Source organism: Paenibacillus monticola, assembly GCF_009664975.1.
Classification (GTDB): domain Bacteria; phylum Bacillota; class Bacilli; order Paenibacillales; family Paenibacillaceae; genus Paenibacillus_AQ; species Paenibacillus_AQ monticola.
In genome coordinates, this window is sequence record NZ_WJXB01000004.1 from 101,906 (window position 1) to 128,167 (window position 26,262).

Genomic DNA, 26,262 nt, shown 5'->3' on the forward strand with positions numbered 1-26,262 from the left:
CAGTTAACTTAAAGCCAATGTTTACAATTGCCCCTAACTTCACCCTGAAAATTCACTTGACTTCCAGTTGACTCTAACTTGTAAGTTAACTTTACTAATTGAAATTCAGGAACAAACACTAAAGGGGTGTAACAATGAACAACGAATATTTCACGATTCAACAAGCATCGGAAGGTATCTGGGGTGCTATTTCGGTTCCAGGCAGCGGTTCTCTGGGGAATGCAGCAATTATTGATCTTGGGGATTTAACCGTTGTAGTGGATACAACCAACCTGCCGCATTCTGGTGTTTTGTTACGTCATACTGCTGAACAATTAACAAACAAACCGGTTAAATATGTAGTGAATACACATTTTCATGGAGATCATGTCAACGGCAATCAGGAATTTATGCAAAGCGAATTTATATCTACCGTTTGGACAAGAGATTTGCTTTCTGATATGGGTGAAGTGAATATTGATCTCATGCAGCAAAACATTCAAAAGTTAATAACTAGCCTAAATCATGTACGTTCAAAGCAAAGAGATCCCCACATGCTAACTGAAATCGACTATGATCTTTCCGTACAGCGAGCCCTTTATGATGCCATCCCTTCCCTTTGCAGGGTGATTCCCACGATAACTTTTGACGATAAACTCGTTATTCAAGGAACAAAGCGAACAATCGAAGTTTTATCTTACGGAGGCGGTCATTCTTTAAGTGATGCTGTTGTGTACGTTCCAGAAGAGCAAACTTTGATCGCTGGTGATTTAATATCGACTAAGACAATTCCGGTCATACCATACGGTAATCCATACGCTTGGATACGCATCCTTAAACGCATTCAAAAAGACCTCAAGGTCGATACTGTCGTTCCGGGACACGGAGATGTATCTAATTCAGATCGAATCACGGATGTCATACGCTTTTTGGAGAAAACGATCACTTATGTTTCTGGAGCTGTAAAAAGCGGGAAATCAGAGTCTTACTGGCTGGAACAAGGGGTATTAAAAGGCTATGAGGATTGGCATCTGCCCCAGTATTTCAGATGGAACTTTCGCTGGCTCTTTAACAGTATGCTTGTTCAAAACAACAGATGAGACAACAAGCAACACTGTTTGCAAAATAAATATAGAAAAGAGGATAAGTATGAAGTATACCTTATAAAGTTACGCGAAGAAGGCACCCATCGTGTGCCTTTCGATTTCGCTCAATAGATGATACGGTGAACCGTATCATAAGTAGGGGCAAGTTTTTTGAAGAAAAGCTCGCAGGAACCTGTATTTACAGCATACCGACCGTAGGAGCAGGGTAGGTCAAACTCTGGTTGGAATGTTACGTAGATATTTTTCCTGCGAGCTTGTTTATGCTACAGAATAATGATTTACCTTGAAGAAGGGACTTTTACCAGTCCTCGATGGGTCTTTGGTATGGTAGAAACAAGCGCTGACTGAGACTATGTGACGATTTTTTTCCTATATGCGGTTAGATTGTTGTCATGGCGAGGGCGGTGGGGTAATAGGAATGACTAGAACTTTTAAACTTGGCTGAATTTGGAGTGGGAGCTAAGGAAACGGAGGGACACATCATGGCGGCACAGACAATATCAGGCATCAGCCCGGTACAGGCCATTGCAGCTTACGGTGGCACACAAAGCGAGGTCAGTTCCTTGGAGAAGCAGCGGAATTTGTTGCAGATGGAACTGGACAAGGTGAATGCAGCGCAGGGCGGAGAGAGGCAGACTCCTTATCGCCGGGAGCAGCTGCAGCTGAGAATTCGATTGCTGGAGGCCCAACAGATGCAGAAAAGTGGGAGTAGCACCTCAGTCAATTTTGTACTGGCTCCTCCGCTTCAAGACCTTCCCCCACTCTTGCGGACTGAAGGAAAGGGAGGCCTCAAGGGCATCGGTCTGACTGATCCCCGGACGGCAACGGTAAACTCAGAGGGCCATTTCAACGCGTTAATTTAGACAAGAAAAAGAAGGTGCGAAAAGCGTCCGGTGATGAATCGGCTTCTCGCATCTTCTTTTTTAAAGAGGCAGCAGTGTATCGTGTATACTGAGGCCGCAGAACTACAAGGTTGGCTGATCCGTTAATATAGTTAATATAGATATATGTCTTTGTCTTCGCTATAACTTAAATGCAAAACTTGCTGCTTCAGACAGCGCGGTGAACCGTATCATAAACAGGGCGAACTTCTTAGCTTAATATCATTCCTGCACATAAACTGCAATACGTTATGGTGGATCACGCACCCATTATCAAAGAACTACCTTAAGTGGGTCTCTCAATGTTCTTTGGGGCGCGTGATGCGTTCCATTATCATAGCTACTCTGTGCCGGGGAAGAAAACGACCCATCTGAGCTGCCATGTGATTATTTCGCCCATCGACGATATAACTGCTACCTTTGTCGATTCCGCGAAATCCAGCTTGAACGACTTTCTCCGGAGTGGACAATGCGCTACCCGCCGCCATGTCCTTGCTACCGACAGCATCGAAAAAGCCTGTATCCGTCGCACCAGGGCACAGGGTAAGGACGCGCACACCGCGTCCACGGGTTTCGGCCCACAACGCTTCGGAGAAAGATAACACGAAAGCCTTGGTTGCACCATAAACAGCCGAATAGGCGCAAGGGGCAAACGCGGCCATTGAAGCCACATTGACGACGACTCCATCCTTGCGTTCCAGCATGCCGGGCAGAAAATGATGCGTCAGGTCGACAAGAGCAGCGGTGTTCAGCATAATTTCCTCCTGCTCGCGCTCTGGATCGATCTCCTCAAAGCGGCCATGCGTGCCAATGCCTGCATTATTGATTAGAATATCTACCGTTAGGCCGAGCTGGGCGATGGATTCGGCTAGTTGGCGCGGGGCACCTGCTTTGGACAAATCGCAGGGCAGGGCATACGCCTGCACTCCATGCTTACGTTGAATTTCGCCGGCCAATGCTTTCAGCTTCTTTTCTGAGCGTGCGGCTAATACCACATGGCAGCCTCGTGCAGCCAGCGCCCAAGCATACACTTCGCCAATTCCGGATGAAGCACCGGTGACCACTGCCAACTTGCCCTGATATGGATAGGTATTCATGACATAGCCCCCTCGTCTTGATATGGTTATCATAATACCAACGATAGAAGGGGCTAACCACTGTGCCTTTATACTATTAACGGAACTAACAGGCTAAGATTGCGGCGGCCATTCGGCGTCTTGCTTCAGCAAGATTGCTAGTCGCTCTTCCGTTCCCGAACCTGGTGTAGGAACGAAGAAGCACCATTGCAATCCCGGATTATTGTCGATGGCAGCGCAATGGATCGTGAACGCCAATTCCTGTCCGTCTGGAAGGAGATAATGAACCGGGGCAGAGCTTTTTTGCCGGATCTCATGCCACTCCCACAAACGTACGAAGTCTTCGCTGTTCCGTCTAAGACGCTCATATCGTTCCATGTACATGGGGTTGTTTTTGTTACTGTCGAAGCCTGCCCGGATTAACGCTGCCATGTAACGAGCAAATTCTTCCCAGTTTACAAGCCTCTTCGGGTACTCCGGATCCAGAAACAGCAGCGTCACCATGTTTCGTTCGCTTTCCGGCAATCGGCCGAAGTCCGCGACAACGAGCTCCGATCCTCGATTCCAGACGATCATATCGGCAAACTCATTGGCAATGAAAGAAGGATAACGCATTTGATCCACAAGGTTTTGCAAAAATCGGGTATCGGGTTTATCTGATCTCTGGGTCATGCTGAAGCTGATTGGATCGGGTGCGGCCAGGTCGAATAAGTGCTTCCGCTCGTCTGCATCCAGTTGCAGCGCTTCGCTGATGTGGGACAAGATTTCTGGGGAAGGATTCCTCTCTCGGCCCTGCTCCAGCCAGGTATAGTAAGTTATGCTGACATTGGCCAGATAGGCGACTTCTTCCCTTCGAAGACCCGGAGTACGTCTTCGGCCAGGCAAGGGCTTGATTCCCGCATTTTCAGGCTGAAGCCGATGTCTGCGCGATTTGATGAATTCCCCCAAAGCGGATGAAAAGTCATGGTTCTCCATATAGGCTCTGCCTCCTCTATTAACTAATACAATTTCGTGGATATGAGCAGAAGTCACCACTTGATCGAATCATGTTGCGTTCCATCTTTAGTGTGACATACATAGAGTATACTCGTTGAAGTAAGGTCAATTATAAGGAAAGTTTCTAGATTTCTCAAAATTGTTGTTCAAGAGAGGATCATCCCATAAAGGGTGTCCTTAGAAAAAAACTTGCTGCTAAAGAAAGTGCGGGGAACCCTACCATAAGTAACACGAAAAAAAGGGAGTGTGCGGACACTCTCTTTGAGCTAACATTGTCTGTTATCAAATGTCTACTTCACATTAATCAATAAGGCGAACCACATAGACCACTTAATTTGCCGTCTTATTGACGAAATCAATCTCATTTCTGATCCCTTTATGGGCGTCATTCCACAGGCCCTTTGTCAGGCGAATGCGCAGCAGGCATGTGTTAGGGTCTTCGTCGTTATTGGCTTCGTTATACCACTCGGCAAATATAGTGCGCAGCTTTGTCATCATCTCCGCATTTTTCTCGTCACATACCCAACCCAGGTTTTCACCGATACCATCGGCCGTAAAGTTTTCGATGATGATACAAACAGCGACTTCGGGGTTTTGGGCGATCTGCTGCATCTTGCCTGAGGTCGCGTTAGTGACGGTGTAGAATGCACCGTCCTCATAATAGGCGTCCACAATGCGGGCGGCGGGACGACTTTTGCCATTGGCCCCCGGTTCCAGTGCGATGGTGGACAGAGAGATTAGGCCGTCCTTGTTACCCACTTGTTCTTCCAGCAGCTTCATGGCTTCGTCGTACTTGCTCATTATATTACCTCCTAAAGTGTCATAAGGCATATAATGTTAAGCTTATCATTGTGAAATCTTAGTGCATGTGAGGAATAATACGATAAAATATTAAATCGCTATCATAATCCTCTGCTCGATTTAGGTATGGTTCAACTGATAGAGTCTTAAAATAGTGCACTTAACAAGTGTATATGGTACCCGAACTGGAGCCCTTCGATTTCGCTCTATAGATGTTACGGTGAACCGTATCATAAGCAGCTGCAAGTTTTTTTTATGGAACTCCTCGCGGGGCATAATGGGAAATCGGGATCTTTGTCAAGAAGATTGAATTCCCTTCTCCTTGCATGATAGCAGGCTTGCCTTTACTGTTTATCAGCGTGTTATCATGAGGTATTCTGGTCTACAGAGCACTTTCGAATAAAGGAGCAGATAATGAATACCAAGCATCGTAAAGTTATTTTAGCCATAACCCTATGCTATACCGTTTTGATTCTTTATTTTATGTTTATTGCTTTCGGCAGAGCAGATACCGTAGGTCGGGAGACAGGTTACACCTTTCTATTTTTACCGGATGATTTTTTCAAGCTGCCGGATCTATCGGATCTTCTACATCCAACGATGATGGATGCTGTGGGTTTTGGAAACATCGCAGCCTTCATCCCTTTCGGTATCTTGATCCCGTTGTTATATCGAACCGGCTTCATTCGATTCATGATCCTATTCATCCTGTGTATCCTTGTGCTTGAGACTGTTCAGGCGCTCACTTTGCTCGGCAGCTTCAATATGAACGACGTTATTCAAAACTCTTTAGGCGCAGCAGTCGGATTCGGGGCGTTTAGATTCGGATTTCGTACAAAAAAGGTCCGGAGAAACCTGGCCGCTACGGGCATCTCCGCGATTGTCCTGATGATCGGGATTTGGGGGAGCTTCGGGATCATCGACAAAGCGTTTACTAAAGAACTAGGCCCCTTCGTTGCATTAAACGAGTTGAAAAACAGCGGTGCAAGTTCATCGACGGGAACAACGCGAGACAGCTTCCAAATCGGCGGACAAAACGTAGAGCCCCAGTATAATGCGTACAGCACCGAAGGTAAAAGTACGGTGACGTACACATATACGTTAGGCAAAAAGGAGCTTTATCTCTACTTGAATTTTGGGATTCCCGATCAAGAGGATGCTCATGGGAGTCTGCGCATCTCTGCCGATGGCCAGGAGTATCTGTCCACGTCCGTAGAAGATCCAAGCCATGAACCGGGGATGTCCTCCATTTATCTTCAAGGGGCCCATGAGCTCACGATCACTCTGGAGGGAAATGAGAGAATATGGGATGTCGGATTCAGGGAGATGAGGTACACCTGGAATAAGTAAAGGGGCAAGGTCAGGTGCGACTGGGAGAGAGAGGCTGGGTTGAGTCCCAAACTGGTCGAGAAGCTGCATTAGATGTGGTTTTACGCGTACGCTAACTGGATGAATTGCTGCAATGGGTGCTCGGCTGGGGAGCGGGTGTAATCGTATTGGAGCCTGAACCATTCCGGAATAAGATTCGTGAGGAAGCCCAAAAAATTTCAGAACGCTACTGACATAACGCTGTCAGTAGCGTTGTTTTATTATTGGCTATGTAAACATAAAGGAGTATAGGAAGGATGGTATTTTGTGAATTTTGCTTCTGTACGCATCATTACCGACGATGTGAATCGTCTCGTCGAGTTCTATGAAAAAGTCCTGGGTGTTTCGGCGGTGCACCCCGCGCCTGTTTTTGCCGAACTCGTTATGCCAGCATGTACCCTGGCAATCGGCCACTCCCAAACGGCGCAGCTATTCGGCGCTGGTTCCGTAGTGGCAGCGAGCAATCACACTGTCATCCTCGAATTCCGCGTCGACGATGTCGAAGCCGAATACGCACGCTTGAAGCCAATTGTCTATGATTGGGTAAAAGAACCGACCACGATGCCGTGGGGGAACCGTTCTATGCTGTTCCGTGATCCCGACGGCAACCTTGTAAACCTCTTCGAGCCGGTGACCGAGGAAGCGATTAAACGGTTCAGTGGCAGGCATTGATTAACTGATCTTCATGAGGGTCATGTCGAGGTCGTAGCTAATTAATAGGCAAGCGTACTCGATCTCCTCCATTTTTCTCGCAAAGATTGGGCCAGGGAGTCCAGCGTATAGCGGAGTTTTCGCATGTTGTCATCGAGAATTTTGCCGTTCTCGATGACGGTCGGAGTGCCGGATACCAACCGGTTCCATGTCCTATTTTCAAGCGCGGTCTTGGACACGAGGAAAGAGATGCCGAAGAAGGTCAGCAGCGATACGGCGATGAGCTAATGGTTGAGCTTATCGTAAACGCCTTTTTAGGCCTATCATATAAGTAGGACGAAAAAAGCCGCGATCTGGATTATATATCCATTCGCGGCTTTTTGTTATCACAGATTCTCAGATTTCCCTATGCGTTTGAGGATACTGGTCCTTGGCATTTCCCGCAACATAGAAGTAGCTTCTACTATTCCAGCTGATTTTGCTTCGCTCATATGAGCATGAAAGGCTTTTACGCTTTCCCACTCCTGAGTTGAGTAAAAAGTTCCGGGTGCATTGCTGTCTTCGAAGATTTCATAGCTAATGAGACCCGGTTTATTTGAAGTTTCAATTGTAGTCTTGAAAGTCTGCTTTGTAAACTCCTCTTCGCCAGCTTTTGCATGGATTTCAATGAATATCGTTATACTTTCGGGATATTGGTTTTTTGTATTCATCGCATAGTCACTCCTAACAATTATGTGTTATTGAACTTGGTTAACAGTTTTTTCATTGCTTGAGTCGTTTGTTTTATTAGCTCCCGATCCTCGTCATCAAGAGTTTTTAAAATTTCAGAGGAGGAATTAATTAGCGTTTCAGCTGTTTTGTTAATAAGCCTTTGCCCAGCATCTGTAAGGCGAATCAAAGACACTCTTCTGTCATTGCTGCTGTTTACCCGCTCAACATAGTCAAGCTTTACAAGCTTATCGATTAAAACGGTTATGTTTGGTTTTGTAACATGCAGAATTTTACTTAAATCACTCATTGAGCGTTCTTTTCCGTCCGCCAACTCATGCAGAATGCCAAAATGTGTTCGAACCAAACCTGTTGTATTTAGTTGCTCGTCAACGAATTTTATAATTTTACTGTTGAGTTCATGAAGAACGTTTGAAAACTCCTTAATCATTAACAGCATCGGCTCGTTCTGTATTTTGTATCCCTCCTTTCAATTTCATACGGATGGCGTGTGCAATATAGTTAAACGTTTAATAGTTAAACGTTTAACTATTAATAGAATAATACTAACTTTTACAAATGTCAAGATTGTTCGATATGAAAATCGCCAGAATTGGAAGGATGGAATATATGATCCGATTAAGATTTTTTGGTTACCTCAGCTGAGAGCGATATTCAGGATATCGTGAGTATGCTTCGTGATGCCAAGATACGTGTGGCGAAAAATGTACTTAAAGAATCATTATGAAGCAGAGAAATTGAAAACGTTAGAAAACAAAAGCACAAGCCCTTGGCTTGTGCTTTTTGCTGTAGCTTAAGTGTAGTTCTTATTTTATGATTAATGGCAATAGTCTGAAATTTTATTTTCTAATAATCTTTTTAATTTACTAAGGAGCAGCCATGACATCATTTATTGGATTTATAGTAGTTATTATCGTTTATCCATCTTAACCGGTAATAAATATAAGTGACCCTTTAAATGAATGCGATTCTGAAAATGCCTGTGAATATAATTTGCGCTTCTTCATTTCTTCTTTTTTGTAAATTTCTATCATATGAAAATGCTTTGCTGACTAGTTTTGAATAAGTATCAATGGTATTTCAGCCCTGGATTTGGTGATGTAACGGATAAATTCGGTGTGACCTTTCAAATCCGATACAGACAGCGCGGGCTAACTTATCTTATTTTAAACATTTGATAAATCACACGGTCAAACATTCTATCGGACAAGATTTTCCGCATGAACAAAGCTAATTTGGCATTGCCCGCCACATATCTTGTTTTCGGCTTTTTGGATTGAATCGCTTTTAAAACCAATCGGGCAATAACATCAGGGGAAGAAGTACCACTTGGATTCTCAAATGTTTTTATAAAGGCGGCGGCCATTTTACTGTAGGCTGTATTCCCTGAGGTCTTCTCCACATGCTGGGACGCAACCCCTGCCCATTCACTTTCCGTTGCTCCCGGCTGGATAATGACCACATCGATACCGAAGGGCTTGACTTCCAGACGAAGGCAATCGGAGAATCCTTCCAGGGCGTGTTTTGCAGCGTGGTACCATGCGCCGAGCAGAGTGTAGATTTTCCCGCCGGCAGAAGAAGTATTGATGATTTTCCCTGATTTTTGTTTTCTCATCTGAGGGAGCACCAATTGTGTCAAACGGCTTAATCCAAAAAGGTTAACTTCGAATTGGCGCCGTGCTTCTTCCATCGGCACATCTTCGACTGCACCGTAGGAACCGTATCCCGCATTATTGAACAAAATGTCGATTCTACCCTGTTCCTGTATGATGCGGTTAACGCCATTCTTCATGGATGTTTCATCCGTGACGTCCATTTCCATAATATGTGCGCCTTTAGTTTCAATATCTCGCATCTGCTCCACACGTCTGGCGGCCCCATATACAATGAACCCTTCCTGTAAAAGCAACTTTACGGTAGCTTTACCTATTCCTGCCGATGCACCAGTGACTAAAACAACACCTTGCGTATTCAATGTTCATTCCTCCTCGTTTCTTCTCAAACAAACACCTTTTATTGACGTGACGTCACGTTACTTAAGGGCTATTATAGTGTAGTCTTTATGGTTACGCAAGATTTTTATGCTATAATTTTTTCGAAGGGAGTCTAAACTAATGGAATTTGATCGGGTACGAAATGATACACAGCGAAAGATCAGAGTGGAGCAAATTAAAAATGCAGCTATTAAGCTCTTTGATACAGAGCAATTTCATGAAATTGATTTAGCTAAAATCGCAAAAGAAACCACGTTTACGCGTGGCAATTTATATAAGTATATTTCTTCAAAAGAAGAGATTTTTCTTCTTGTCGTTCTGGATGAATTCAAGGATTGGATTAGTGACCTCAAAAAAAACTTCACTATTGAAATGACTCATGAAATCCAGGCTTTTTCACAAAGCTGGGCAGAGGTTGTGTATCGGCATCAACGGTTCCTAAAATTAATTTCGATGCTTTTTACAATGATTGAGAGGAATGTGACTCTGGAGAAGCTTGTTAGCTTTAAAAAACAATTCTCCATTGAAACGGTTGATTTAAATCATGTAATTAAATGCGTTTTCCCTGTATGGGATGATAAAACGATCGATAAATTTTTTCAGGTGCAAACGCACTATTTAATTGGATTATTTCCGTATACATCACCGACACCGATCCAAAAAGAGGCCATGGAGCAGTTGGAGATTGATTATAAATCTCTTGATTTCATTGACGAGTTTTCTGAGTTCATTTCCTTTACGGTGAGTTATTTAAATCATAATTTGAAGGCAAACAAATAAGTGCAGTACCCGTATAGTAGCAAGCTGCCGATTCACAGCATCTCAGGAGGCGAAGAGTGCGGAAGCGAGTGGAATGGACCCAGAAATCACTGGACCTGCTGCCTGAAGGATGGGAAGCTTATCGGTGATGTCGGCATTCACTTTATGGCTGATGATTACCAGGCTGAAATAGGCTTTACTCTTTCTCCTGAATTTCAAGGTAAAGCCATTTTATCAAAAGTTATCGGTTGAATGATCAATGGTATGACGATTGCATTTATGTCATTTTAGAGGATGATTGGAAGTTATTACCACGTTCGGCAGAAGAAGCCATAGTGATCATGATCGTGACAACGAAAGGGCCATCCTACAAAGGATGGCTCTAATTATTTCGGCGTCGAACTGTAAACGTATGGTTGCTGATTTGGCAGTTATTCATGCGAATTAAACTTCGACTTTTCCAATCTACTCTGTTCACGCATGGCGTTCATCTGCCTGGCATGTCTTACATTACGGCGGCTTTCTTTTGCTCTGAGTTGGCTCAACATAATGAGCAACCCAAAAGCGCCCAACACATAAGAAACCATATGATTCACTTCGTTCCACATGTTTGCAGCAGTCAGAAAAGATACCGCGCCAATGATTGTTGCAATAATCCGCCCTGTATTCTTATTTTGTGTCTCTATTAATTTTTTCTCAAAGGAAATTGATAACTTTACCCGTAGATTTCCGCTATCCATTTTATCTACTGCAGAAATGAACTTTTTTGTCGTAGGAAGGATTCCTTTGAGAAGATTTTTGCCTTCATCTACAACGTTGGAGAAGACACTTCCCCTTAGATCGCCACGCATAACCTCTTCAACATAAGGCTTAACGACCCCAATCAAATCAAGCTCAGGGTCCAGTCCAGTACAAAGTCCATACACCGTGCCTATGGCTTTTCCCAAAAATGTTGTATTTGCAGGTAACTGAAAGGGCTGGGAATAGAAGAAATCACGTAACTCCTCAACATTGTCACCTGACGTCACAAAACTCAAGTCAAACGTATCCCCGTTTATTTGTTCAAATAATGACGTGAGATTCCTTGCAAATACCTCTAAATCTACATTCCGTCTTAAAAATCTCAAACGATTAAGGGCATCGATGGCGCCGTGAGCATCTTTTAAATACACTGCCATTACAAGTGCTACCATTTGCGTCTTCATATCATCTGCAATTCGTCTGACCATTCCAAAATCGATTAAGGCTATGGTACCGTCAGGCTGCACGAGAACATTGCCCGGGTGCGGGTCTGCGTGAAAAAATCCTTCTAATAGAATCTGTTCTACGAAAATTTCTATCAGTGACTTCGCTAATTCAGTCCGATCCACACCCCAAGCATCAAGCTGGGCAAAGTCGTTGATTTTTACACCTTCCAAAAACTCCATGGTTAAAACCTTTGAAGTGGTATAGGACCAATGAATGGCTGGAACGACGACATCATCCCGATGGATAAACTGCAGCTGGAATTCTTCTGCATTATGCCCCTCTTTTTGATAATCGAGCTCTTCCATAATGGTTTCGCGAAACTCATCATACACAGCATCCAAGTCCATGAAGTCTGCAATCTTTGTCCAGCGTTTTAATAATCGAACAGCAATTTGGAGGGACTTGAAATCAATTGCAATAATGTCCTCGACCCCAGGACGCATAACTTTCACTGCGACTTCTTCACCTGTTCGTAAGGTCGCCCGATGTACCTGTCCTAAGGAAGCCGCTGCGATAGGAGTTGTACTAAACTCAGAAAAAATCTCGCTAATGGATGCTCCGAGTTCACTCTCTACCTTTTGCTGTATCTCGGAAAAATCTACGGAATCTACGGAATCCTGCAGCTTTGACAATTCATCAATAATTTCCTTCGGCAAAATATCCGCTTGTGCACTAACATGCTGCCCAAGCTTGATAATTAATCCACCCATATCCATTGCAGTATTCGTAAAATAGGTTGCCTGTTTTCGGTATAATGCTTTTGTTTTCGCTTCTAAGCGGCGGCTCGGAATAAAATGCTTTTGCTTGCCCAGCCACCAGAAATCCCAAGCGAACTTAAAAATCATCCGCATGGTTCTTCTGAACCGGACATCCTTCATCAATTTAAAGAATTCGCTCATTCTTTTTCATCTACCTCAGGTCTTTTTTCATCTACTACAGGCTCCTCATCCTCATCTTCAGAGATAGTAGTGTTTTTATCAAAGATCGCTTGGGCCATACTTTCAAACTTTTTCGAAGCGCTCATGAAGAAATCCGCAAATTTGTTGAACATTTCTGCTTTGACCAGAATGACAGCACCCTTGCGCTTATTCCCAAAAACGATGAATTTCTCACCTGGCTTGAGTTCAAGTTCTTCCCTAGCTTCTCTAGGAATAACAATTTGTCCTCTCTCACCCATTGATGTTGTTCCCAGCACTTTGCCATGCCCGAATCCATGACCATTTTCTTTTTTATGATTCATCATAATCTCTCCTTTGATAATCAATCTACACAATAGTATGATATTTCATACTAATCATATTATCAATGATAGTGTTGACTTTTTCAAATAGTTTCGGAGAGTTGACCCATGAAACTCCCAGCTTTACTTGCTACATGGTCGCTTTAACTTTGATTAATAACTTCATGAAGGTCTCGCTTTCTTCTTCGGTAAGGCCCTTGGTAATGCTTTTTTCTACTTCCATGAATATTTCGTCAAATTCTTCGACGAGGTCGGTCCCTTTTTTCAATAAGTATATTTTTTTTTGCCGCTCGTTATCTTTTGGAATCACCCTCTTGATGTATCCTTTTTTCTCCAAACCCTGAAGCATACTTGTAATGGTAGCTCCTGTACGGTTAAAGTGAATGGCCAAATCCTTCTGGATCACACCTTCGTCCTGATTTTCAAAAATGTAGCCCATCATCTGTCCTTGTTGAGCGTTCAGTCCCAGTTCTGATAATCTGGTATTCGCCATGCTTCTGACTTTCATTCCGATGTCTCGGATTGAATCTGAGTAGGGGGTAAGCAAACCTTGTTTCGTCATCCTGCGCTGGACTCCCTTGCTATAGTTTGAGTTCTAATTATAAGATCATCTTAATTTTCGAGACCCAAATAGTCAATTAATTTGTTAGATCTCGTTTAGTTTGAATGTTGACAGTTAGATATCTAACTGTTATAGTTCAAACATTAAATGAAATATATTATTCTAGGAGGCTAACAGAATGATTACTGCAATTACTAATGTGCGTATCTTTGACGGTGAGAAAGTGATCGGAGCCACGAAGGTTCTGATCGAAGATGAAAAGATCTTATCGGTGGGCGGGGAAATACCGGAGCATGCAGTCATTATCGATGCGGGAGGAGGGACTTTGATTCCGGGTCTGATTGATGCTCACGTTCATACATCCATAGACGGCTTGCGCGACGCACTGAAATTCGGAGTTACGACTGAATTGGAAATGATGGGCGGGTTTACGAGAAACGGCCGCGAGGCACAGTTGAAAGGGATCGAGGATATTGCCGACGTACGATCTGCTGGGATGGGGGTCACACCTCCGGGCGGACACCCGGATGAACTCATGCCAGGGGATGGGGAAATTCCAGATTTTGTACTGAAAGAAATGGAAAAGATGAGCGAGGAAGATCGTAACGCCATGCTGGTTGCCCATGCGCATGATCATGGGGAGGCGCCCACGGTAACGAACCGGGACGAAGCGGTGGCATTCGTAGGCGAACAAGTTAGAGATGGAGCGGACTATATCAAGATTATGATCGAAGAAGGGACGGTATTAGCAGCGCCCGGACTGCCTGTCTTAAGCCAAGATATTCTGAAAGCAGCTGTAGAGGAAGCACATCGGCATCACAAAATCGCGATTGCCCATGTATTGACTGCCGAATCTTCCCGGCAAGCCATAGAAGTTGGGGTCGAGGGACTTGCTCACTTATTTATCGATCGTCCTGAAAATACTCCGGATTTGGTGAGAATGATTGCTGAAGCTGGCGCTTTCGTTACGCCATGTCTCGTCTTAAACTCCTCCATTATCGGTAAACCCGCATCTGAAATGGCGCAGGATTCTCGTGTGAGTTCCAAGCTCAGTCCAGAATGGCTGGATACTCTAAATTCCAGTTTCCATACTTACCCGCAAGGCAGCATGGAAGATAACTATCGAAATGTGATGGATCTTCATCGTGCGGGCGTAGATATCCTGGTAGGTACGGATGTCTCTGTACCGGTTCCATCACTGGGGGGACTTGCCCATGGAGTCAGCGTACACCACGAGATGCAGCTATTGGTGGAAGCGGGATTCACGCCTGTAGAAGCTCTTCAGTCGGCTACTTCGAAGACAGCTCGCCGCTTCAGCCTAGACGATCGCGGACGTATCGTTGAGGGGGCAAGAGCAGACTTGGTCTTGGTCGACGGGGACCCGACAACGAATATCTCCGATACGTTATCAATTCGCGAAGTTTGGCAGCGCGGTGTTCGCAAAATAGGAGGGTGACTGCTACGACGCCACAGCCTCAGAACGTACAAGCAGAATTTTCGCTGAGCAGATATTGCCGGTTGGCATCTTCCTGAGGGATCCAGTTCCTGGAATTTTTTGATACTGCCAATGTTAGAGCTTATTGATGGTTTTCAGTGAAAATAAAACGCTCAAGAATAAAAAGGCGGCTAATTTTCTTCACTACCGTTTAACTTTGGTTGGGCAGGGATTTTTATTTGGCTTTCGCCCAGTCGCCCTTTCCGCGAATGCATATGATGATTATGCCTACTCATTGAAAGGAGCGATCACATATGGGATATTATCCAACGACGGGAACCGGCGGAGGATTTCCGGGAATCCCGGGCGGACCTGGCGTACCGGGCGGACCGGGAGGACCGGGGTCTCCAGGTGGATTTCCCGGAGGATTTCCAGGGGGTGCACCGGGAGGCGTTCAAGCGCCGACGGCTCCTCCACCGCAATTTGTACCGCAAATGCAGGCCACCACATTTGCCATCGACCCCGGTGGGATCAGACGCTGCCTATTCCGCAACACATACATTTGGCTGAACAACGGCGAGCAATTCTGGTTCTTCCCTGTATTCGTCGGGCGTAATTCTGTTGCAGGGTTCAGATGGTTCGGTTTCTTCTGGGGATACTTCGGTATCGATTTGAATCGGATTAGCTCGTTCACGTGCTTCTAAGACAGACAGCGAAAGAGAACAGCCAGTGGCCTGTTCTCTTTGTTGTGGATCTAATCATAAATAAAGGCATGAGACCTTGCTACTACTCAACATGGCTCGAATTGGAATTTGGAAAATGTTATTTCACACTTTAGGAGAATTTACCTCGCTGGACTGTATTCTTCATCGAGAAATTGCTGCACTGCCTGGAAGACCTGTAATCTGTTCTTCTCAAGCATGACCATATGCGTTCCTTCTCCGATTTCGACCCAACGCCGATAGGGAGCGCCTGTTATCTCGGAGAATATCTCTTTTGCCAATTCGATCGGAACATCGATGTCCCATTCTGCATGAACCAAAAGGACCGGAACCTTGATATCTTTGGGTTCATAGAACTTTTTGCCTGCGCCCCAATATTCGCGTACATCTTGTATGGGACCGTTAGTGGCTTGGATACTCAGGGGGGTCCGCATCTTGCTAGTGGGGTCAGAAGCAAGTGTGGCTTCCGACCACTTCTCGAACCAGCCGTCTGGGAGGAGGTTGTCTCTCTTATGTTCCGGAGCAGCACTTAACCATCTAACCTTCATTTGGTTTGTCGGAACGAAGCGATATGCTCCAAGCTGACCGCCGGGATCAAGCGGAATAGGCTCTGAGCTAATCCATTGCGGCGCGACTAGGGTAAGCTTATTCACTTTATTGTTATGCATGCTGGTGTAAGCGGCCGCTACGGTCCCGCCCCAGGACATGCCGAACACATTGATTTTGGATATTTTCTTTCGATTCAAGATAAAATCAACCGCAGTACCAAAATCTCGAACGGCTGTTTCGGTTCGGACGAGCGGAGGATTGTGATCAGCAGGCTGCTCCATCTCGGGTGGGTGAGTCGATCCACCATAACCGCGTACGTTCACGGCATACACATCATAACCATGACTGGCGAGAAAATCCAAAAAGGTAAAGCCGTCGAGTTCGACATCGAATAGACTTTCGATTGGATAGGTTGCACCATGTACGATCAATATTGTCCGTTCTGCGGAAAAGCTTTCACTGGAAGCCAAGCGTTTATTTCTAACCAGCAGTTCAATGCCCGGTGTATCGCTTTGAATTCTAAAGTCTTCCTTCACAATGAATTGCTTGTTTAATAATAGATTTGTATTCATGTTAATACACCTGCCATTTAACCAGATTTAATTACTCATAGCGCCATTTGAAGCCGTCTCCATCCCGACTCACATAACCTGCAGAAGTGCTAGGAAAATGCGTGCCGAAATAAAGGGCGTTGCGATCCGCTGCATAGGCAAGCGCCAAAAGCCGCGACTCACGTGCTTGTTCATCGAATTCACAGAAGCAAGAGTTCCATTCCGGACGATATACCTGGATCGGATGATGCAAGACATCGGAGGCGAAGAAGGCTTCTTCCCCGCGTGATGTTATACTGATCGACATTTGACCGATGCTATGGCCTGCCGATGGGATGAATTTGATTCCATCCATAAAGTCTCCGCCCTCTGGTCCGATGAATTCGGCTAATCCCACTTGGATAATCGGTAAAACACTTTCCTCGTAGGCATTAATGCTTACCTTGTTTGCCTCGTTATGGCTTTCCGAACTACCAAAGAATTTTTCCTCTATCTTCGGCATAATGTATTTGGCATTTGGGAAGGTCGGAACCCATTTGCCGTCAACTAACTTAGTGTTCCAGCCGACGTGATCATAATGGAGATGCGTCAGCAAGACATAGTCCACTTCCTCGGGGATTACGCCAGCTTCCTCCAACCATTGAAGATAGGGAAGCTGAAGATTGGAAAGACCCGGATTATTGGGCAAGTTTTTATCATTTCCAGTAGACGTATCTATTAAAATCGTATGCTCGGGAGTTTTTACGATCCAATTTCCGATCGTAATGATGACATGTTCCAGATCCTCATCCATACTTCCTTTAACCAACCAGTCTTTATGCTGTTCTAAGAAGGATGGATCCCAATCAGGAATAAGATCCTTCGCCGTATATCCGTTTGTTTCCAATTCATTTATACGTCTGACAGTGATATCTCCCACCTTATAGATCTTTGAGCCTAGTGCCATGATTGTTTCTCTCCCTCTATGATTTATTTAAGAGCGTAAATTACGCTAGCAACGAATATTATCTAGATAGGTCTGAAAAATTTCCTTTCAATGGTGTTCTGTCTGAAGACAATGCTTACTAGTGTCCCGGGAGCTAGCTTTACATCAACCTTGATATAAATACTAAGGCAATCATGTTCACAAATCAACGTTTTTAGAACGTAATCTTGACCCACTTCAAATGCTTGTAAATGCACAAATTGAGACATATAATAATAATATAATTTCGCTGTCAGCGTAAAAAATATCGAGGGGGAGAAATATCTACATGAATTCAATAGGCGGTTCCATCCGTAAAGTAAGAAAAGAGAAAAAATTAACTCTCCATGACGTGTCCGAAGCAGCCTCAATCTCGCCATCGTTTCTCAGCGAGATTGAGCGGGATAAGGCAAATCCTTCCATGAGCGTATTAAAACGGATCGGCAATGCATTGCAAATCAATTTCAGGGATTTATTAGCAAATGACGAACGAAGCCTTGTCATAAGAAAAAACGAACGAAAACCTCTTGTTCAATCCGAAGGCTCCAGGATTACCTGGTTTGCGCTTAGTCAGGGAAAGAGCAACAAAATGGGTCCGCTTTATGGGGTGCTTGAAGAAGGTGGCACTTCTGGGGAGATCGGTGTGGGTCACAGTGAAGGGGAAGAATTTACATTTGTCGTTTCAGGGAAATTGGAAATTATTGTTGGTAATGATCGATATGTTCTAGAAGAAGGAGATAGCATTTACTATGATGCTACCCTCCCTCATCGCTATAAAAATATCTGGAAAGGCGAAACCATACTTCTTTCCGTTTCGACTCCCCCGTTCTAAGGTGAGCCGTATCATTTGTAGCCTGAAATGAGAGGAAGATCAAATACATAACAAAGTGATTAAATGATCTTTTAAAATAAAGGATCTGAGTCGAAATAGACTTTGGGCCTTCCTTCCTCTTGCCAGCCCTTAACCTAATTTCCTAAATACACTTAAGGTATATTCCCTGTTTGAAGGATATGATGTTATTTAAGCGAATACAGCATAGGGATAAAATTATATGTATAAAGGTAGTGATAAGGCTGCATAACGGGCATATTCTGTTAGTTGATGACGAAAAAGGTATTTTAACTATGTTAGAACTGCTATTGGAGAAAGAAGGATTCAAACAAATTGCTACGGCAACCACGGGAAGGGAAGCTATGCGCCTTGTGGAAACAGCTTCATTCGATCTCATTGTGCTTGATGTGATGCTTCCGGATACAGATGGATTCGAACTGTGCCAACAGATCCGCAGGTTTACATCGGTGCCTATACTATTTCTGACCGCACGGTCTGGGGATCTTGATAAATTAATGGGACTTGGCATCGGAGGGGATGACTATATCACGAAGCCGTTCAATCCCTTGGAAGTTGTGGCGAGAATCCGGGCTCAATTGCGTCGACAAAACCTGTATAGATCGCCTACTCAACAGAAATCAAGTATTATGGATTTCGGTTTATTTGCTGTTAATAAAAGCGCCGCTCAACTGACCGTAAATGGAATAGACATCCCTTGTCCAGCTAAAGAATTTGAGCTGCTACTCTTTCTATGTGAGCATCCGAACCAGGTATTTACCGCGCTTCAACTATATGAACAGGTTTGGGGAAAGGCTCTTATGGGCGATGAGAAAACAGTGGTTATTCATATTTCCAGACTTAGAAAAAGACTTGAAGCCGATCCGTCCGATCCACAAACCATTGTGAATTTGCGTGGCATCGGTTATAAATTTATTCCAGCCCGGAAGGTTAGCTGCCCATGAAGACTAATTTTCGTCTGAGCCTCCGTCTCGTCGTATATCTAATGATCAGTCTTGTTATACTTACTCTGGTCATAGCTGCTGGGTTAGCGATTCTAACGGAATTGATTATTCCGCAAGAGGGGGATAATCAAGATCTTACGGTACTTATAAGTCTGTTCGTCATTATCGTAGGCTTCATGATCGTTTCCGGCTGGTCATTAGGAAGGCCACTTTATTATATTATTGGCTGGATTGACCGTCTGGCGAATGGAACATACGCTGATTCAGATGCTGAACAGAAGATCTACGCTAGCAAAGAGAAAAAACTAAAAAGACCGTACCACTTATATAAAGAGCTGATTATTCAACTTCATACCTTATCTGACGTTTTGGAGAAAAGTAAGCAAGATAGAATCCAACTGGATGAGATGAAGAGGGAGTGGATCGCTGGCATTTCCCATGATTTAAAAACCCCGCTTACGTACATCAAAGGGTATTCTTCGATGATGCTTTCCCCCCAATATGATTGGACCACGGAAGAAAAAACAAAATTTCTAATGGAGATCGAGCAAAAAGCCGACCATATGCAGGATCTGATTGGTGATTTAAATCTATCTTTTCGACTGGATGAACAGCAAACTCCTTTAAAGTGGGAACAAACGGATCTGATTGAATTTGTTCGGCGAATTGTAGCTGATGTGACTAACGATCCTCGTGCTGCTGGATACAATCTGTCACTCGAAACCACAGGATCGCATATTGAAACGATGTTGGATGTCAAGCTGCTGCAGCGGGCATTGCACAATTTGATCCTCAACGCTATTCTTCACAATCCTCCAGGTACAAATGTTACCATTCATATCCTACAAGACACTCACCTGCACATTGTTATCGCGGATGACGGAAAAGGGATGAGCGAGGAGGGAGTGGACCGTCTATTCGATAAATATTACCGCGGTACCTCCACAGATATACTTTCGGAGGGAACCGGCCTTGGGATGGCTATTGCTAGACAGTTGGTGTTGGCGCACGGGGGAGACATTAATGTGACTAGCCGTCTTAATGAAGGCACCTCAATATCCGTAACGTTGCCACTACATAATTAAGCTGAAGTTTGTTTGCCGTTTACTTCGATGTTACTTTCATGCTCTACAATATTCCATATAAGCCAATCGGATTATATTAGAGCTGTATGGGAGGTAAGGGTATGCTTCTGGAGATACATCAAGTAGGTAAACAATATAAAAAAGGTGTCTGGGCACTGCGAGAGATTAACCTGCAACTCAGGCCTGGAATTGTAGGTTTACTTGGGCCTAATGGTGCCGGTAAATCTACGCTCATGCGTATTCTTGCGACGATCTCCCAACCGACGGCTGGGACGGTCACTTGGAATGGAGTAGATATTCGGAAGAAACCTGATGAACTACGCTGCACACTGGGTTATTTGCCTCAAGACTTTGGCGTATATCCCCATTTGAATCCTATTGAATTTCTGGAATATGCAGCCGCTTTGAAGGGCCTGGGCGGTCGTCAGATGAAGACTCGAATATTGGAAATCCTCGAACTTTTAAATCTACATCATGTTTTGAAGCACCCAATCGGTAGTTTCTCAGGGGGAATGCGCCAGCGGATTGGCATTGCACAGGCGCTGTTGAATGATCCAAGATTGCTCATCGTCGATGAACCGACCGTCGGGCTGGATCCGGAAGAGCGGATGCGGTTTCGCAGCCTGCTAACAGACTTGTCTGGCGAACGAATTATCATTTTTTCAACGCATATTCTCTCGGATATTGAGGCGACCGCCGATCAGATTGCAATTATGTCTAAAGGCCAGTTGCTGACGAATTCTGATCCTACTGTACTCTTGCGCAATGTGCAGGGAAAGGTGTGGTCAGTCATTATCCCGGACGAAGAAATCCAGGAAGCACGCACAAGATGGACTATCAGCGGCACCATCCGGCGAGAGGACGGACTGCACCTTCGCATCGTCTCGGAGACACCACCTCTTCCACAAGCGATAGAAGTATCTCCAAGTCTTGAAGATGCCTACTTGTACGTTAGGGCAAATCAGGAGGGAGCATAACGTGAAAGTTATCCATATGATCTATCATATTGCACGTGCTGATCTTCTCGAAAGGATCAGACAATATGCATTTCTGATCATCCTAGGTATTACCATGCTGGCAGCTTATTTCTTTGTCCCCCCAGTAGAAGCCCGGTATGTCACGTTGTATCTAGATGAGTATCGGGGTGTCTATAACTCGGCTTGGATAGGCAGTTCTGTCGCCATTTCCACCACTTTGTTTCTGGCTTTGTTTGGCTTCTATTTGGTTAAGAACAGCATTCAGCGGGACGAAGTAACCAGAGTCGGTCAAATTATTGCAACTACCTCTGTGAAGAAGCTGTATTACTTGATCGGAAAGTGGATCAGTAACTTCGCCGCTCTGTCTATCATCGTATTTGTCGTCATTGTAATCGCGCTAATCATGCAATGGGTTCGTGGGGAGGAGATGGTGGTTGAACTATGGCCTCTGGTGTCTCCATTTCTGTTTCTGACACTTCCTACTATGTCTATCGTTGCTGCCATGGCGGTGCTGTTTGAGACACGTCAGGCATTGAAAGGCGGACTGGGTAATGTTATTTACTTCGTCCTCTACCTTATTTTTATTGCTAGTTCGAGATTTATGGTATTCGGACCTAACGTCATTATTTCGGATATGCTAAAGGAGCTCACTACCATCAGACCGGACTTTTCCGGTACGTACGGATTGGGTATTGTCTTTCAGGAGACACCGCTCCAGCTCTTTGAATGGCATGGCGTGAAATGGACCGGGGGTCTTCTGCAGCAGCAGTTATCGCTCTTCCTATTTGCCTTCTTGCTAATTCTTGTAGCGGTGTTGTTGTTCCATGGATTTAGGGATCAAGCAGCGAAAGGAAGGGGGAAACGAAAGCCATTCGCGGAAGTTACGATCGATGCGAAGACACACATTGATTTAGATAATGCTGGAGTTGATCTGAAGGGAAATTATGTGCGCTCGGATGCCCGAGTCCGTATGTCGGCACTTACCTCTGCGACCGTTCGTGATTCCTTTTTGTCCCTAGTGTATGCAGAATGGCGCTTGATGATGAAAAGCGCTTCGCTTGCTTGGTATGTAGTTGCCGGCATCTTATTCGTCCTTTGTCTTGTTTTCCCCGTTACAACCTCAGCCCAATGGATGATATGGCCCATAACCTGGATATGGCCGCTGGTGTTTTGGTCCGGAATGGGAAGTCGGGAAACACGCTACCAAACACAATACCTTGTAGCCTCGAGCCCGCGGTTTGCCACCCGCCAGTTGTCAGCGATGTGGATCTCTGGTGTTATGCTGACCTGTATTACAGGGGGAGGCGTGATCATACGAATGATCATGGAGGGAGATCCTGAATATTTAATGGCTTTTATCTCTGCTGTCATTCTAATTCCAAGTTTGGCTCTCGCATCCGGGGTGTTGACCAAGACAAATCGAACCTTTGAAGTAATATACATGATCGTCTGGTATCTGGGTCCATTCAACAAGATACCCTATCTTGATTTTCTGGGCACAAGGTTATCAGAAGGGGGTTCATTGATTCCGAGTCTAAGTTATATGTTAATTAGTAGCGGATTATTAATGGCGGCGTATGTGTCAAGAAGACGCTTAGCTCAAACCTTCTAGCTGTGGCTGGATCGAAAAAATCATTTGAATGGAAAGAATAATGGAGGGGGAAAACATGAAATCAAAATCATTTGCCGGTTTTATGATTAAGATGGCTCTGCTTGGACTTTGCATAGGTCTGTTGCTGTTCATACTCACGCAGTCGGGGGTTTTTGAGCTTCCGATTGTCATCGGTACAACCTCTTATGAAGGGATGAAGTCTTCACTTCTGCTGCTGATCGGTTCACCAATCGTACTGATCATCATTGGTTTTGTTATTTCGATTTTTATGCGTTCAGAAAGTGAGAAATAGCTAGGTTTTATTTTCCCAATATGATGCCTTTTGATTTTGCCCTGAAAGAAGAGACTCGAGGTGTACTTTGTTACGTAATTATCTCTAAGGTAATGAGAAGGACCCGAGATTGCACATCCCGACAAACAATATGTTGAGGAATTATACAATTTAAAAACATTAAAGTAAACCGTTCTTGTAAAGGATAAAAGCGGAGATGTTGTGCTTGATGATACCGGAAATCAAAAAACGGAAGAACAATCTATTGAATTCAAATCAGACTTAAGTGAAATCACAAAAAAAGCTCTTAGAGGTATTAACGTAGACATCAAGCGGGTTCAATTCACGATGGATCAATCTAAACAGAAAGTGGCTGAACAACTCCAGACTGTAGAACAAACGAATCAAGCGTTCCAAGAAATCGCATACTCCGTTATGAGTATTACAGAAAGAACCAATCACATTGTGATGTAGCTACAGAAGAGCAGCAGCGGCTACGGATAAAATACAAAAAATGTCAGTGTTATTCAATGACAACGTACTACTGGTGGAACGTAGAATTAATGCCTTTAAGCTAGGTCAATAAGGCCTTTTTAGTTCAATACCCTTAGTCGAGTGTTTTCCTGATTTATGAAGCTGGTCAAGTCCCCATTCAGTAGACATTGAAAAAATACCTAGAATACAAGCTGATTCCTGTACTCAACAGGAGTCAGCTTGTTTAGTTTTCGTTGTACTATATCCTCGTTGCAAAAAAAACTGTCCAACGGCGATAGGGAGCGCTTGTTATTTCGGAGAATAACTCTTTTGCCGAATCGATCGGGGCATCGATGTCTCATTCTGCATGAACAAGAGGACAGGAACCGTTTGTACCCACAAACATGGTCACAAATCAGCGTTTTTAGAATGTAATCCTGCACCACTTCAAATGCTTGTGAAAGTACAAACTGAGGCATATAATCGTAATAATATTTCGCTGACACTGTGAAAAATAGTGGAGGAGAAATATCTAGATGAATTCAATAGGTGATTCCATCCGCAAAACAAGAAAAAAGAAAAAATTAACTCTCCATGACGCAGCAACAAAATGGGTCCGTTTTGGGGGGGGCTAGAAGAAAGAAATAGCATTTATTATGACGCTACCATTCCTCATCGCTATAAAAATATCTGGAAAGGCGAAACCATACTGCTTTCCGTCTCGACCCCGCCGTTCTAATTAACAATATGTATTTTTCATCATTATTTTTGATCAAGAGGAGTAAGGTCTATGGATACAAATAATAGGTTATATGCATTTAAGTCTATTTCCCGATTTTCTTGCAGTCGCATTCAGTTGGAGCAACGGGTCAGCACTCGATTTGGATGGATGCTGATCACAATAGCAGGAACTGGAGCGGTTATTACCGATCATCAGCGTCATGTTATGTCATTCGGCAGTGCTTTGTTAGGGCAGTCAGGAAACCTTGTACTTCAAGCGGAACGATATGATGAAGAGAGTATATTTTTTTTTATTGAGTTCATTGCTGTTCCATTACCCGAATTTTTAGATGAGGACAGTCTGACTAAGAAGGAATCTCATTGGGCCAAAGTCAAGGAGGCATCGCATGCTAATGAGTTAGTGACATTGGCGGAACGGTTGTTTTCGGTCATGAATATGAATGCTGAATCCACGCAGCGCAGTTTGACCACACATATATTCATACAACAGATGATGCTTTGGTGGCTGAGCTATGATCACAACGAGCATAATCAACAACGGACGACAGATCAGGCAGTATTGTCAACTATGCATTACATGGAAGTTCATTTTACAGAAACTTTGACGAGAGAACAATTAGCTGCAATAGCAGGGATAGCCAGCACTTATTTCTCGGTTCTCTGCAAGAGATTAACCGGAATAAGTCCTTCCGACTATCTGGAGCGGCTTCGTGTCCATCGTGTAGCCGAGCTGCTGCTGCAAGGAAGAGAAAACAAGGGGGATCTGGCTGAGGTATCACGTCATTCCGGCTTTCGCGATCCGTGGTACATGAGTAAAAGGTTTCGAAAGCTTCAGGGCATGAGCCCCACGGTTTATAGGAGCAGTTTCATTCCTGAACGGGTGGCTTCACTGGAGTATCCATATACCTATCATTTGATTGCACTTGGCATCCTTCCATCTGCTGCACGCTTCAACAATTATAACGATGTAATCCCGCGAACCATACACGAAGCTATTGTAGAGCTTCCCTCTTTAATGTCTATTGAAAGTCAAATACAATTGCTCATTAAGAGTAAACCACAAGTCATTCTTACTTACGATATGGAGAATGTTCGTGAAAGACTTAGATGGGTCGCACCGGTAGTTTATATCCCTTGGTTATCGATGAACTGGCGGGAACATATGAAGACCATTGGTCGGTTATTTCTAAGAGAAGCCGAAGCAGTCCATTGTATAGAAGTATTGGATCGGCAGGCGGAGCAGGTCAGGCTTCAAGTATACGCCAAGATAGCACCTGGCACGAGGATTAGTGTGTTCAAAATCGAAAATAAACATTGTTATTTGTATGGCATTAGAGATACAGGCTGCATTTTCTATGAATTTCTCGGGTATTCTCCTCATCCTCATATCCAACAGCGTATTGCTCAAAATCCGAATTTTCATAGTATGGAGATTTCGATAAAGCAAATGACGGAATATGCAGGAGAAGTGAATTTTGTCATCCTGAATCCGGATTTGAGCGAGCAAAGCGATTATCTGCGAATGAACGAACATTGGAGGCAGTTCGAAATTGCGATTAAGCATCCGGTGATCTATCTCGATTATCGTGAGTGGCTACACTATGATCCGATCAATATTGCGGCTCAATTGCAAAAAATCAATGGTTTACTAGCCGGAGTAGCGCAGGTTCGTTAACAATATGACCAATTGCTTTTAA

The 26,262-nt window shown here is 44.2% G+C and carries 28 protein-coding genes and 1 pseudogene; 17 read left to right on the forward strand and 12 right to left on the reverse strand.

The features are described from left to right. The first annotated feature begins 134 nt into the window (after nucleotides 1-134). Together GJB61_RS13100 and GJB61_RS13105 are read left to right on the forward strand one after the other, a co-directional pair. Entirely contained in the window at nucleotides 135-1,079 is a 945-nt protein-coding gene (locus GJB61_RS13100) for an MBL fold metallo-hydrolase (protein WP_154118964.1), read from the forward strand. A gap of 488 nt (nucleotides 1,080-1,567) precedes the next feature. After that, complete coding sequence (locus GJB61_RS13105; protein ID WP_154118965.1) at nucleotides 1,568-1,948, forward strand: hypothetical protein; 381 nt, start codon at nucleotides 1,568-1,570, stop codon at nucleotides 1,946-1,948. A 317-nt stretch (nucleotides 1,949-2,265) separates the two neighbouring features. On the opposite strand, the gene GJB61_RS13110 is transcribed toward GJB61_RS13105, so the two are convergent. From GJB61_RS13110 to GJB61_RS13120, 3 genes are all read right to left on the reverse strand, one after another. Next, nucleotides 2,266-3,063 (reverse strand): SDR family NAD(P)-dependent oxidoreductase, encoded by a 798-nt coding sequence (locus tag GJB61_RS13110; RefSeq protein WP_154118966.1) that lies wholly within the window; start codon nucleotides 3,061-3,063, stop codon nucleotides 2,266-2,268. A gap of 93 nt (nucleotides 3,064-3,156) precedes the next feature. Continuing rightward, nucleotides 3,157-4,017, reverse strand: coding sequence for a helix-turn-helix domain-containing protein (locus GJB61_RS13115; protein ID WP_154118967.1), 861 nt, complete (start codon nucleotides 4,015-4,017; stop codon nucleotides 3,157-3,159). A gap of 351 nt (nucleotides 4,018-4,368) precedes the next feature. Further along, nucleotides 4,369-4,839: a pyridoxamine 5'-phosphate oxidase family protein gene (locus GJB61_RS13120; RefSeq protein ID WP_154118968.1), complete on the reverse strand. Its 471-nt coding sequence runs from the start codon at nucleotides 4,837-4,839 to the stop codon at nucleotides 4,369-4,371. 414 nt (nucleotides 4,840-5,253) lie between these two features. Here GJB61_RS13120 and GJB61_RS13125 point away from each other — a divergent pair, with 414 nt between their 5' ends. The 3 genes from GJB61_RS13125 to GJB61_RS13135 all read left to right on the forward strand — a co-directional run bounded on the left by GJB61_RS13125 (nucleotide 5,254) and on the right by GJB61_RS13135 (nucleotide 6,879). Beyond that, nucleotides 5,254-6,189 carry a VanZ family protein gene (locus tag GJB61_RS13125; RefSeq protein WP_154118969.1) on the forward strand — a complete coding sequence of 312 codons (936 nt, stop codon included), beginning with the start codon at nucleotides 5,254-5,256 and terminating at the stop codon, nucleotides 6,187-6,189. Nucleotides 6,190-6,293: 104 nt separating this feature from the next. Further along, the gene (locus GJB61_RS13130) at nucleotides 6,294-6,401 is read left to right on the forward strand and encodes a WCX domain-containing protein (protein WP_229521651.1); all 108 of its coding nucleotides are present in this window, start codon (nucleotides 6,294-6,296) and stop codon (nucleotides 6,399-6,401) included. Between the two features lie 73 nt (nucleotides 6,402-6,474). Then, the gene (locus GJB61_RS13135; RefSeq protein ID WP_338115798.1) at nucleotides 6,475-6,879 is read left to right on the forward strand and encodes a VOC family protein; all 405 of its coding nucleotides are present in this window, start codon (nucleotides 6,475-6,477) and stop codon (nucleotides 6,877-6,879) included. A 71-nt stretch (nucleotides 6,880-6,950) separates the two neighbouring features. Here the strand turns inward: GJB61_RS13135 and GJB61_RS32580 are convergent. The 4 genes and pseudogenes from GJB61_RS32580 to GJB61_RS13155 form a co-directional block, all read right to left on the reverse strand. Further along, nucleotides 6,951-7,049 (reverse strand): annotated as a pseudogene (locus tag GJB61_RS32580) (YetF domain-containing protein); the annotation flags it as partial. 195 nt (nucleotides 7,050-7,244) lie between these two features. After that, on the reverse strand, nucleotides 7,245-7,568 hold the full coding sequence (locus tag GJB61_RS13145; RefSeq protein ID WP_154118970.1) for a putative quinol monooxygenase: 324 nt from the start codon (nucleotides 7,566-7,568) through the stop codon (nucleotides 7,245-7,247). A 20-nt stretch (nucleotides 7,569-7,588) separates the two neighbouring features. Then, the gene (locus tag GJB61_RS13150; RefSeq protein WP_229521657.1) at nucleotides 7,589-8,017 is read right to left on the reverse strand and encodes a MarR family winged helix-turn-helix transcriptional regulator; all 429 of its coding nucleotides are present in this window, start codon (nucleotides 8,015-8,017) and stop codon (nucleotides 7,589-7,591) included. A gap of 726 nt (nucleotides 8,018-8,743) precedes the next feature. Further along, entirely contained in the window at nucleotides 8,744-9,562 is an 819-nt protein-coding gene (locus tag GJB61_RS13155) for an oxidoreductase (protein WP_154118972.1), read from the reverse strand. A 139-nt stretch (nucleotides 9,563-9,701) separates the two neighbouring features. Here GJB61_RS13155 and GJB61_RS13160 point away from each other — a divergent pair, with 139 nt between their 5' ends. Both GJB61_RS13160 and GJB61_RS31200 read left to right on the forward strand, forming a co-directional pair. Continuing rightward, complete coding sequence (locus GJB61_RS13160) at nucleotides 9,702-10,361, forward strand: TetR/AcrR family transcriptional regulator (RefSeq protein WP_154118973.1); 660 nt, start codon at nucleotides 9,702-9,704, stop codon at nucleotides 10,359-10,361. Continuing rightward, nucleotides 10,362-10,592: a GNAT family N-acetyltransferase gene (locus GJB61_RS31200; protein WP_195724327.1), complete on the forward strand. Its 231-nt coding sequence runs from the start codon at nucleotides 10,362-10,364 to the stop codon at nucleotides 10,590-10,592. 179 nt (nucleotides 10,593-10,771) lie between these two features. Here GJB61_RS31200 and GJB61_RS13170 read toward each other — a convergent pair whose 3' ends face one another. The 3 genes from GJB61_RS13170 to GJB61_RS13180 form a co-directional block, all read right to left on the reverse strand. Next, a complete protein-coding gene (locus GJB61_RS13170) occupies nucleotides 10,772-12,466 on the reverse strand; it encodes an ABC1 kinase family protein (protein ID WP_195724328.1) in 1,695 nt (564 codons plus the stop codon). Nucleotides 12,467-12,483: 17 nt separating this feature from the next. Then, complete coding sequence (locus GJB61_RS13175) at nucleotides 12,484-12,831, reverse strand: AbrB/MazE/SpoVT family DNA-binding domain-containing protein (protein ID WP_229521659.1); 348 nt, start codon at nucleotides 12,829-12,831, stop codon at nucleotides 12,484-12,486. Between the two features lie 127 nt (nucleotides 12,832-12,958). Next, a complete protein-coding gene (locus tag GJB61_RS13180) occupies nucleotides 12,959-13,390 on the reverse strand; it encodes a MarR family winged helix-turn-helix transcriptional regulator (protein WP_154118975.1) in 432 nt (143 codons plus the stop codon). Nucleotides 13,391-13,568: 178 nt separating this feature from the next. On the opposite strand from GJB61_RS13180, the gene GJB61_RS13185 reads away from it, so the two are divergent. Together GJB61_RS13185 and GJB61_RS13190 are read left to right on the forward strand one after the other, a co-directional pair. Then, on the forward strand, nucleotides 13,569-14,846 hold the full coding sequence (locus GJB61_RS13185) for an amidohydrolase family protein (RefSeq protein ID WP_154118976.1): 1,278 nt from the start codon (nucleotides 13,569-13,571) through the stop codon (nucleotides 14,844-14,846). A gap of 293 nt (nucleotides 14,847-15,139) precedes the next feature. Next, nucleotides 15,140-15,529 carry a collagen-like protein gene (locus GJB61_RS13190; RefSeq protein WP_154118977.1) on the forward strand — a complete coding sequence of 130 codons (390 nt, stop codon included), beginning with the start codon at nucleotides 15,140-15,142 and terminating at the stop codon, nucleotides 15,527-15,529. Between the two features lie 140 nt (nucleotides 15,530-15,669). Here GJB61_RS13190 and GJB61_RS13195 read toward each other — a convergent pair whose 3' ends face one another. Both GJB61_RS13195 and GJB61_RS13200 read right to left on the reverse strand, forming a co-directional pair. Next, nucleotides 15,670-16,668, reverse strand: a complete 999-nt coding sequence (locus tag GJB61_RS13195; RefSeq protein WP_154118978.1) for an alpha/beta hydrolase — start codon at nucleotides 16,666-16,668, stop codon at nucleotides 15,670-15,672. Between the two features lie 31 nt (nucleotides 16,669-16,699). After that, entirely contained in the window at nucleotides 16,700-17,593 is an 894-nt protein-coding gene (locus GJB61_RS13200) for an MBL fold metallo-hydrolase (RefSeq protein ID WP_154118979.1), read from the reverse strand. 307 nt (nucleotides 17,594-17,900) lie between these two features. Between GJB61_RS13200 and GJB61_RS13205 the strand changes: the two genes are divergently transcribed. The 8 genes from GJB61_RS13205 (at nucleotide 17,901) to GJB61_RS13245 (ending at nucleotide 26,240) form a co-directional block, all read left to right on the forward strand. Continuing rightward, nucleotides 17,901-18,443, forward strand: coding sequence for a helix-turn-helix domain-containing protein (locus GJB61_RS13205; protein ID WP_154118980.1), 543 nt, complete (start codon nucleotides 17,901-17,903; stop codon nucleotides 18,441-18,443). Nucleotides 18,444-18,685: 242 nt separating this feature from the next. After that, nucleotides 18,686-19,405, forward strand: a complete 720-nt coding sequence (locus tag GJB61_RS13210) for a response regulator transcription factor (RefSeq protein ID WP_154119415.1) — start codon at nucleotides 18,686-18,688, stop codon at nucleotides 19,403-19,405. Next, nucleotides 19,402-20,490 carry a sensor histidine kinase gene (locus tag GJB61_RS13215; protein WP_229521661.1) on the forward strand — a complete coding sequence of 363 codons (1,089 nt, stop codon included), beginning with the start codon at nucleotides 19,402-19,404 and terminating at the stop codon, nucleotides 20,488-20,490. Before GJB61_RS13210 ends, GJB61_RS13215 begins: the two co-directional genes overlap by 4 nt. Before the next feature lie 101 nt (nucleotides 20,491-20,591). Continuing rightward, the gene (locus GJB61_RS13220; protein WP_154118981.1) at nucleotides 20,592-21,467 is read left to right on the forward strand and encodes an ABC transporter ATP-binding protein; all 876 of its coding nucleotides are present in this window, start codon (nucleotides 20,592-20,594) and stop codon (nucleotides 21,465-21,467) included. 1 nt (nucleotide 21,468) lies between these two features. Further along, nucleotides 21,469-23,079, forward strand: a complete 1,611-nt coding sequence (locus tag GJB61_RS13225) for a hypothetical protein (RefSeq protein WP_154118982.1) — start codon at nucleotides 21,469-21,471, stop codon at nucleotides 23,077-23,079. A 55-nt stretch (nucleotides 23,080-23,134) separates the two neighbouring features. Further along, nucleotides 23,135-23,371, forward strand: coding sequence for a hypothetical protein (locus GJB61_RS13230; RefSeq protein WP_154118983.1), 237 nt, complete (start codon nucleotides 23,135-23,137; stop codon nucleotides 23,369-23,371). A 201-nt stretch (nucleotides 23,372-23,572) separates the two neighbouring features. After that, on the forward strand, nucleotides 23,573-23,824 hold the full coding sequence (locus GJB61_RS13235; protein WP_154118984.1) for a hypothetical protein: 252 nt from the start codon (nucleotides 23,573-23,575) through the stop codon (nucleotides 23,822-23,824). A gap of 790 nt (nucleotides 23,825-24,614) precedes the next feature. Then, nucleotides 24,615-26,240 (forward strand): helix-turn-helix domain-containing protein, encoded by a 1,626-nt coding sequence (locus GJB61_RS13245; RefSeq protein ID WP_154118985.1) that lies wholly within the window; start codon nucleotides 24,615-24,617, stop codon nucleotides 26,238-26,240. The last annotated feature ends 22 nt before the right edge of the window (nucleotides 26,241-26,262 follow it).

Coding starts and splice junctions, on each gene's coding strand:
- GJB61_RS13100 (WP_154118964.1), top strand. CDS start 135: ATGAACAACGAATATTTCACGATTCAACAAGCATCGGAAGGTATCTGG.
- GJB61_RS13105 (WP_154118965.1), top strand. CDS start 1,568: ATGGCGGCACAGACAATATCAGGCATCAGCCCGGTACAGGCCATTGCA.
- GJB61_RS13110 (WP_154118966.1), bottom strand. CDS start 3,063: ATGAATACCTATCCATATCAGGGCAAGTTGGCAGTGGTCACCGGTGCT.
- GJB61_RS13115 (WP_154118967.1), bottom strand. CDS start 4,017: ATGGAGAACCATGACTTTTCATCCGCTTTGGGGGAATTCATCAAATCG.
- GJB61_RS13120 (WP_154118968.1), bottom strand. CDS start 4,839: ATGAGCAAGTACGACGAAGCCATGAAGCTGCTGGAAGAACAAGTGGGT.
- GJB61_RS13125 (WP_154118969.1), top strand. CDS start 5,254: ATGAATACCAAGCATCGTAAAGTTATTTTAGCCATAACCCTATGCTAT.
- GJB61_RS13145 (WP_154118970.1), bottom strand. CDS start 7,568: ATGAATACAAAAAACCAATATCCCGAAAGTATAACGATATTCATTGAA.
- GJB61_RS13150 (WP_229521657.1), bottom strand. CDS start 8,017: ATGATTAAGGAGTTTTCAAACGTTCTTCATGAACTCAACAGTAAAATT.
- GJB61_RS13160 (WP_154118973.1), top strand. CDS start 9,702: ATGGAATTTGATCGGGTACGAAATGATACACAGCGAAAGATCAGAGTG.
- GJB61_RS13170 (WP_195724328.1), bottom strand. CDS start 12,466: ATGAAGGATGTCCGGTTCAGAAGAACCATGCGGATGATTTTTAAGTTC.
- GJB61_RS13175 (WP_229521659.1), bottom strand. CDS start 12,831: ATGATGAATCATAAAAAAGAAAATGGTCATGGATTCGGGCATGGCAAA.
- GJB61_RS13180 (WP_154118975.1), bottom strand. CDS start 13,390: ATGACGAAACAAGGTTTGCTTACCCCCTACTCAGATTCAATCCGAGAC.
- GJB61_RS13185 (WP_154118976.1), top strand. CDS start 13,569: ATGATTACTGCAATTACTAATGTGCGTATCTTTGACGGTGAGAAAGTG.
- GJB61_RS13190 (WP_154118977.1), top strand. CDS start 15,140: ATGGGATATTATCCAACGACGGGAACCGGCGGAGGATTTCCGGGAATC.
- GJB61_RS13195 (WP_154118978.1), bottom strand. CDS start 16,668: ATGAATACAAATCTATTATTAAACAAGCAATTCATTGTGAAGGAAGAC.
- GJB61_RS13200 (WP_154118979.1), bottom strand. CDS start 17,593: ATGGCACTAGGCTCAAAGATCTATAAGGTGGGAGATATCACTGTCAGA.
- GJB61_RS13205 (WP_154118980.1), top strand. CDS start 17,901: ATGAATTCAATAGGCGGTTCCATCCGTAAAGTAAGAAAAGAGAAAAAA.
- GJB61_RS13215 (WP_229521661.1), top strand. CDS start 19,402: ATGAAGACTAATTTTCGTCTGAGCCTCCGTCTCGTCGTATATCTAATG.
- GJB61_RS13220 (WP_154118981.1), top strand. CDS start 20,592: ATGCTTCTGGAGATACATCAAGTAGGTAAACAATATAAAAAAGGTGTC.
- GJB61_RS13230 (WP_154118983.1), top strand. CDS start 23,135: ATGAAATCAAAATCATTTGCCGGTTTTATGATTAAGATGGCTCTGCTT.
- GJB61_RS13245 (WP_154118985.1), top strand. CDS start 24,615: ATGGATACAAATAATAGGTTATATGCATTTAAGTCTATTTCCCGATTT.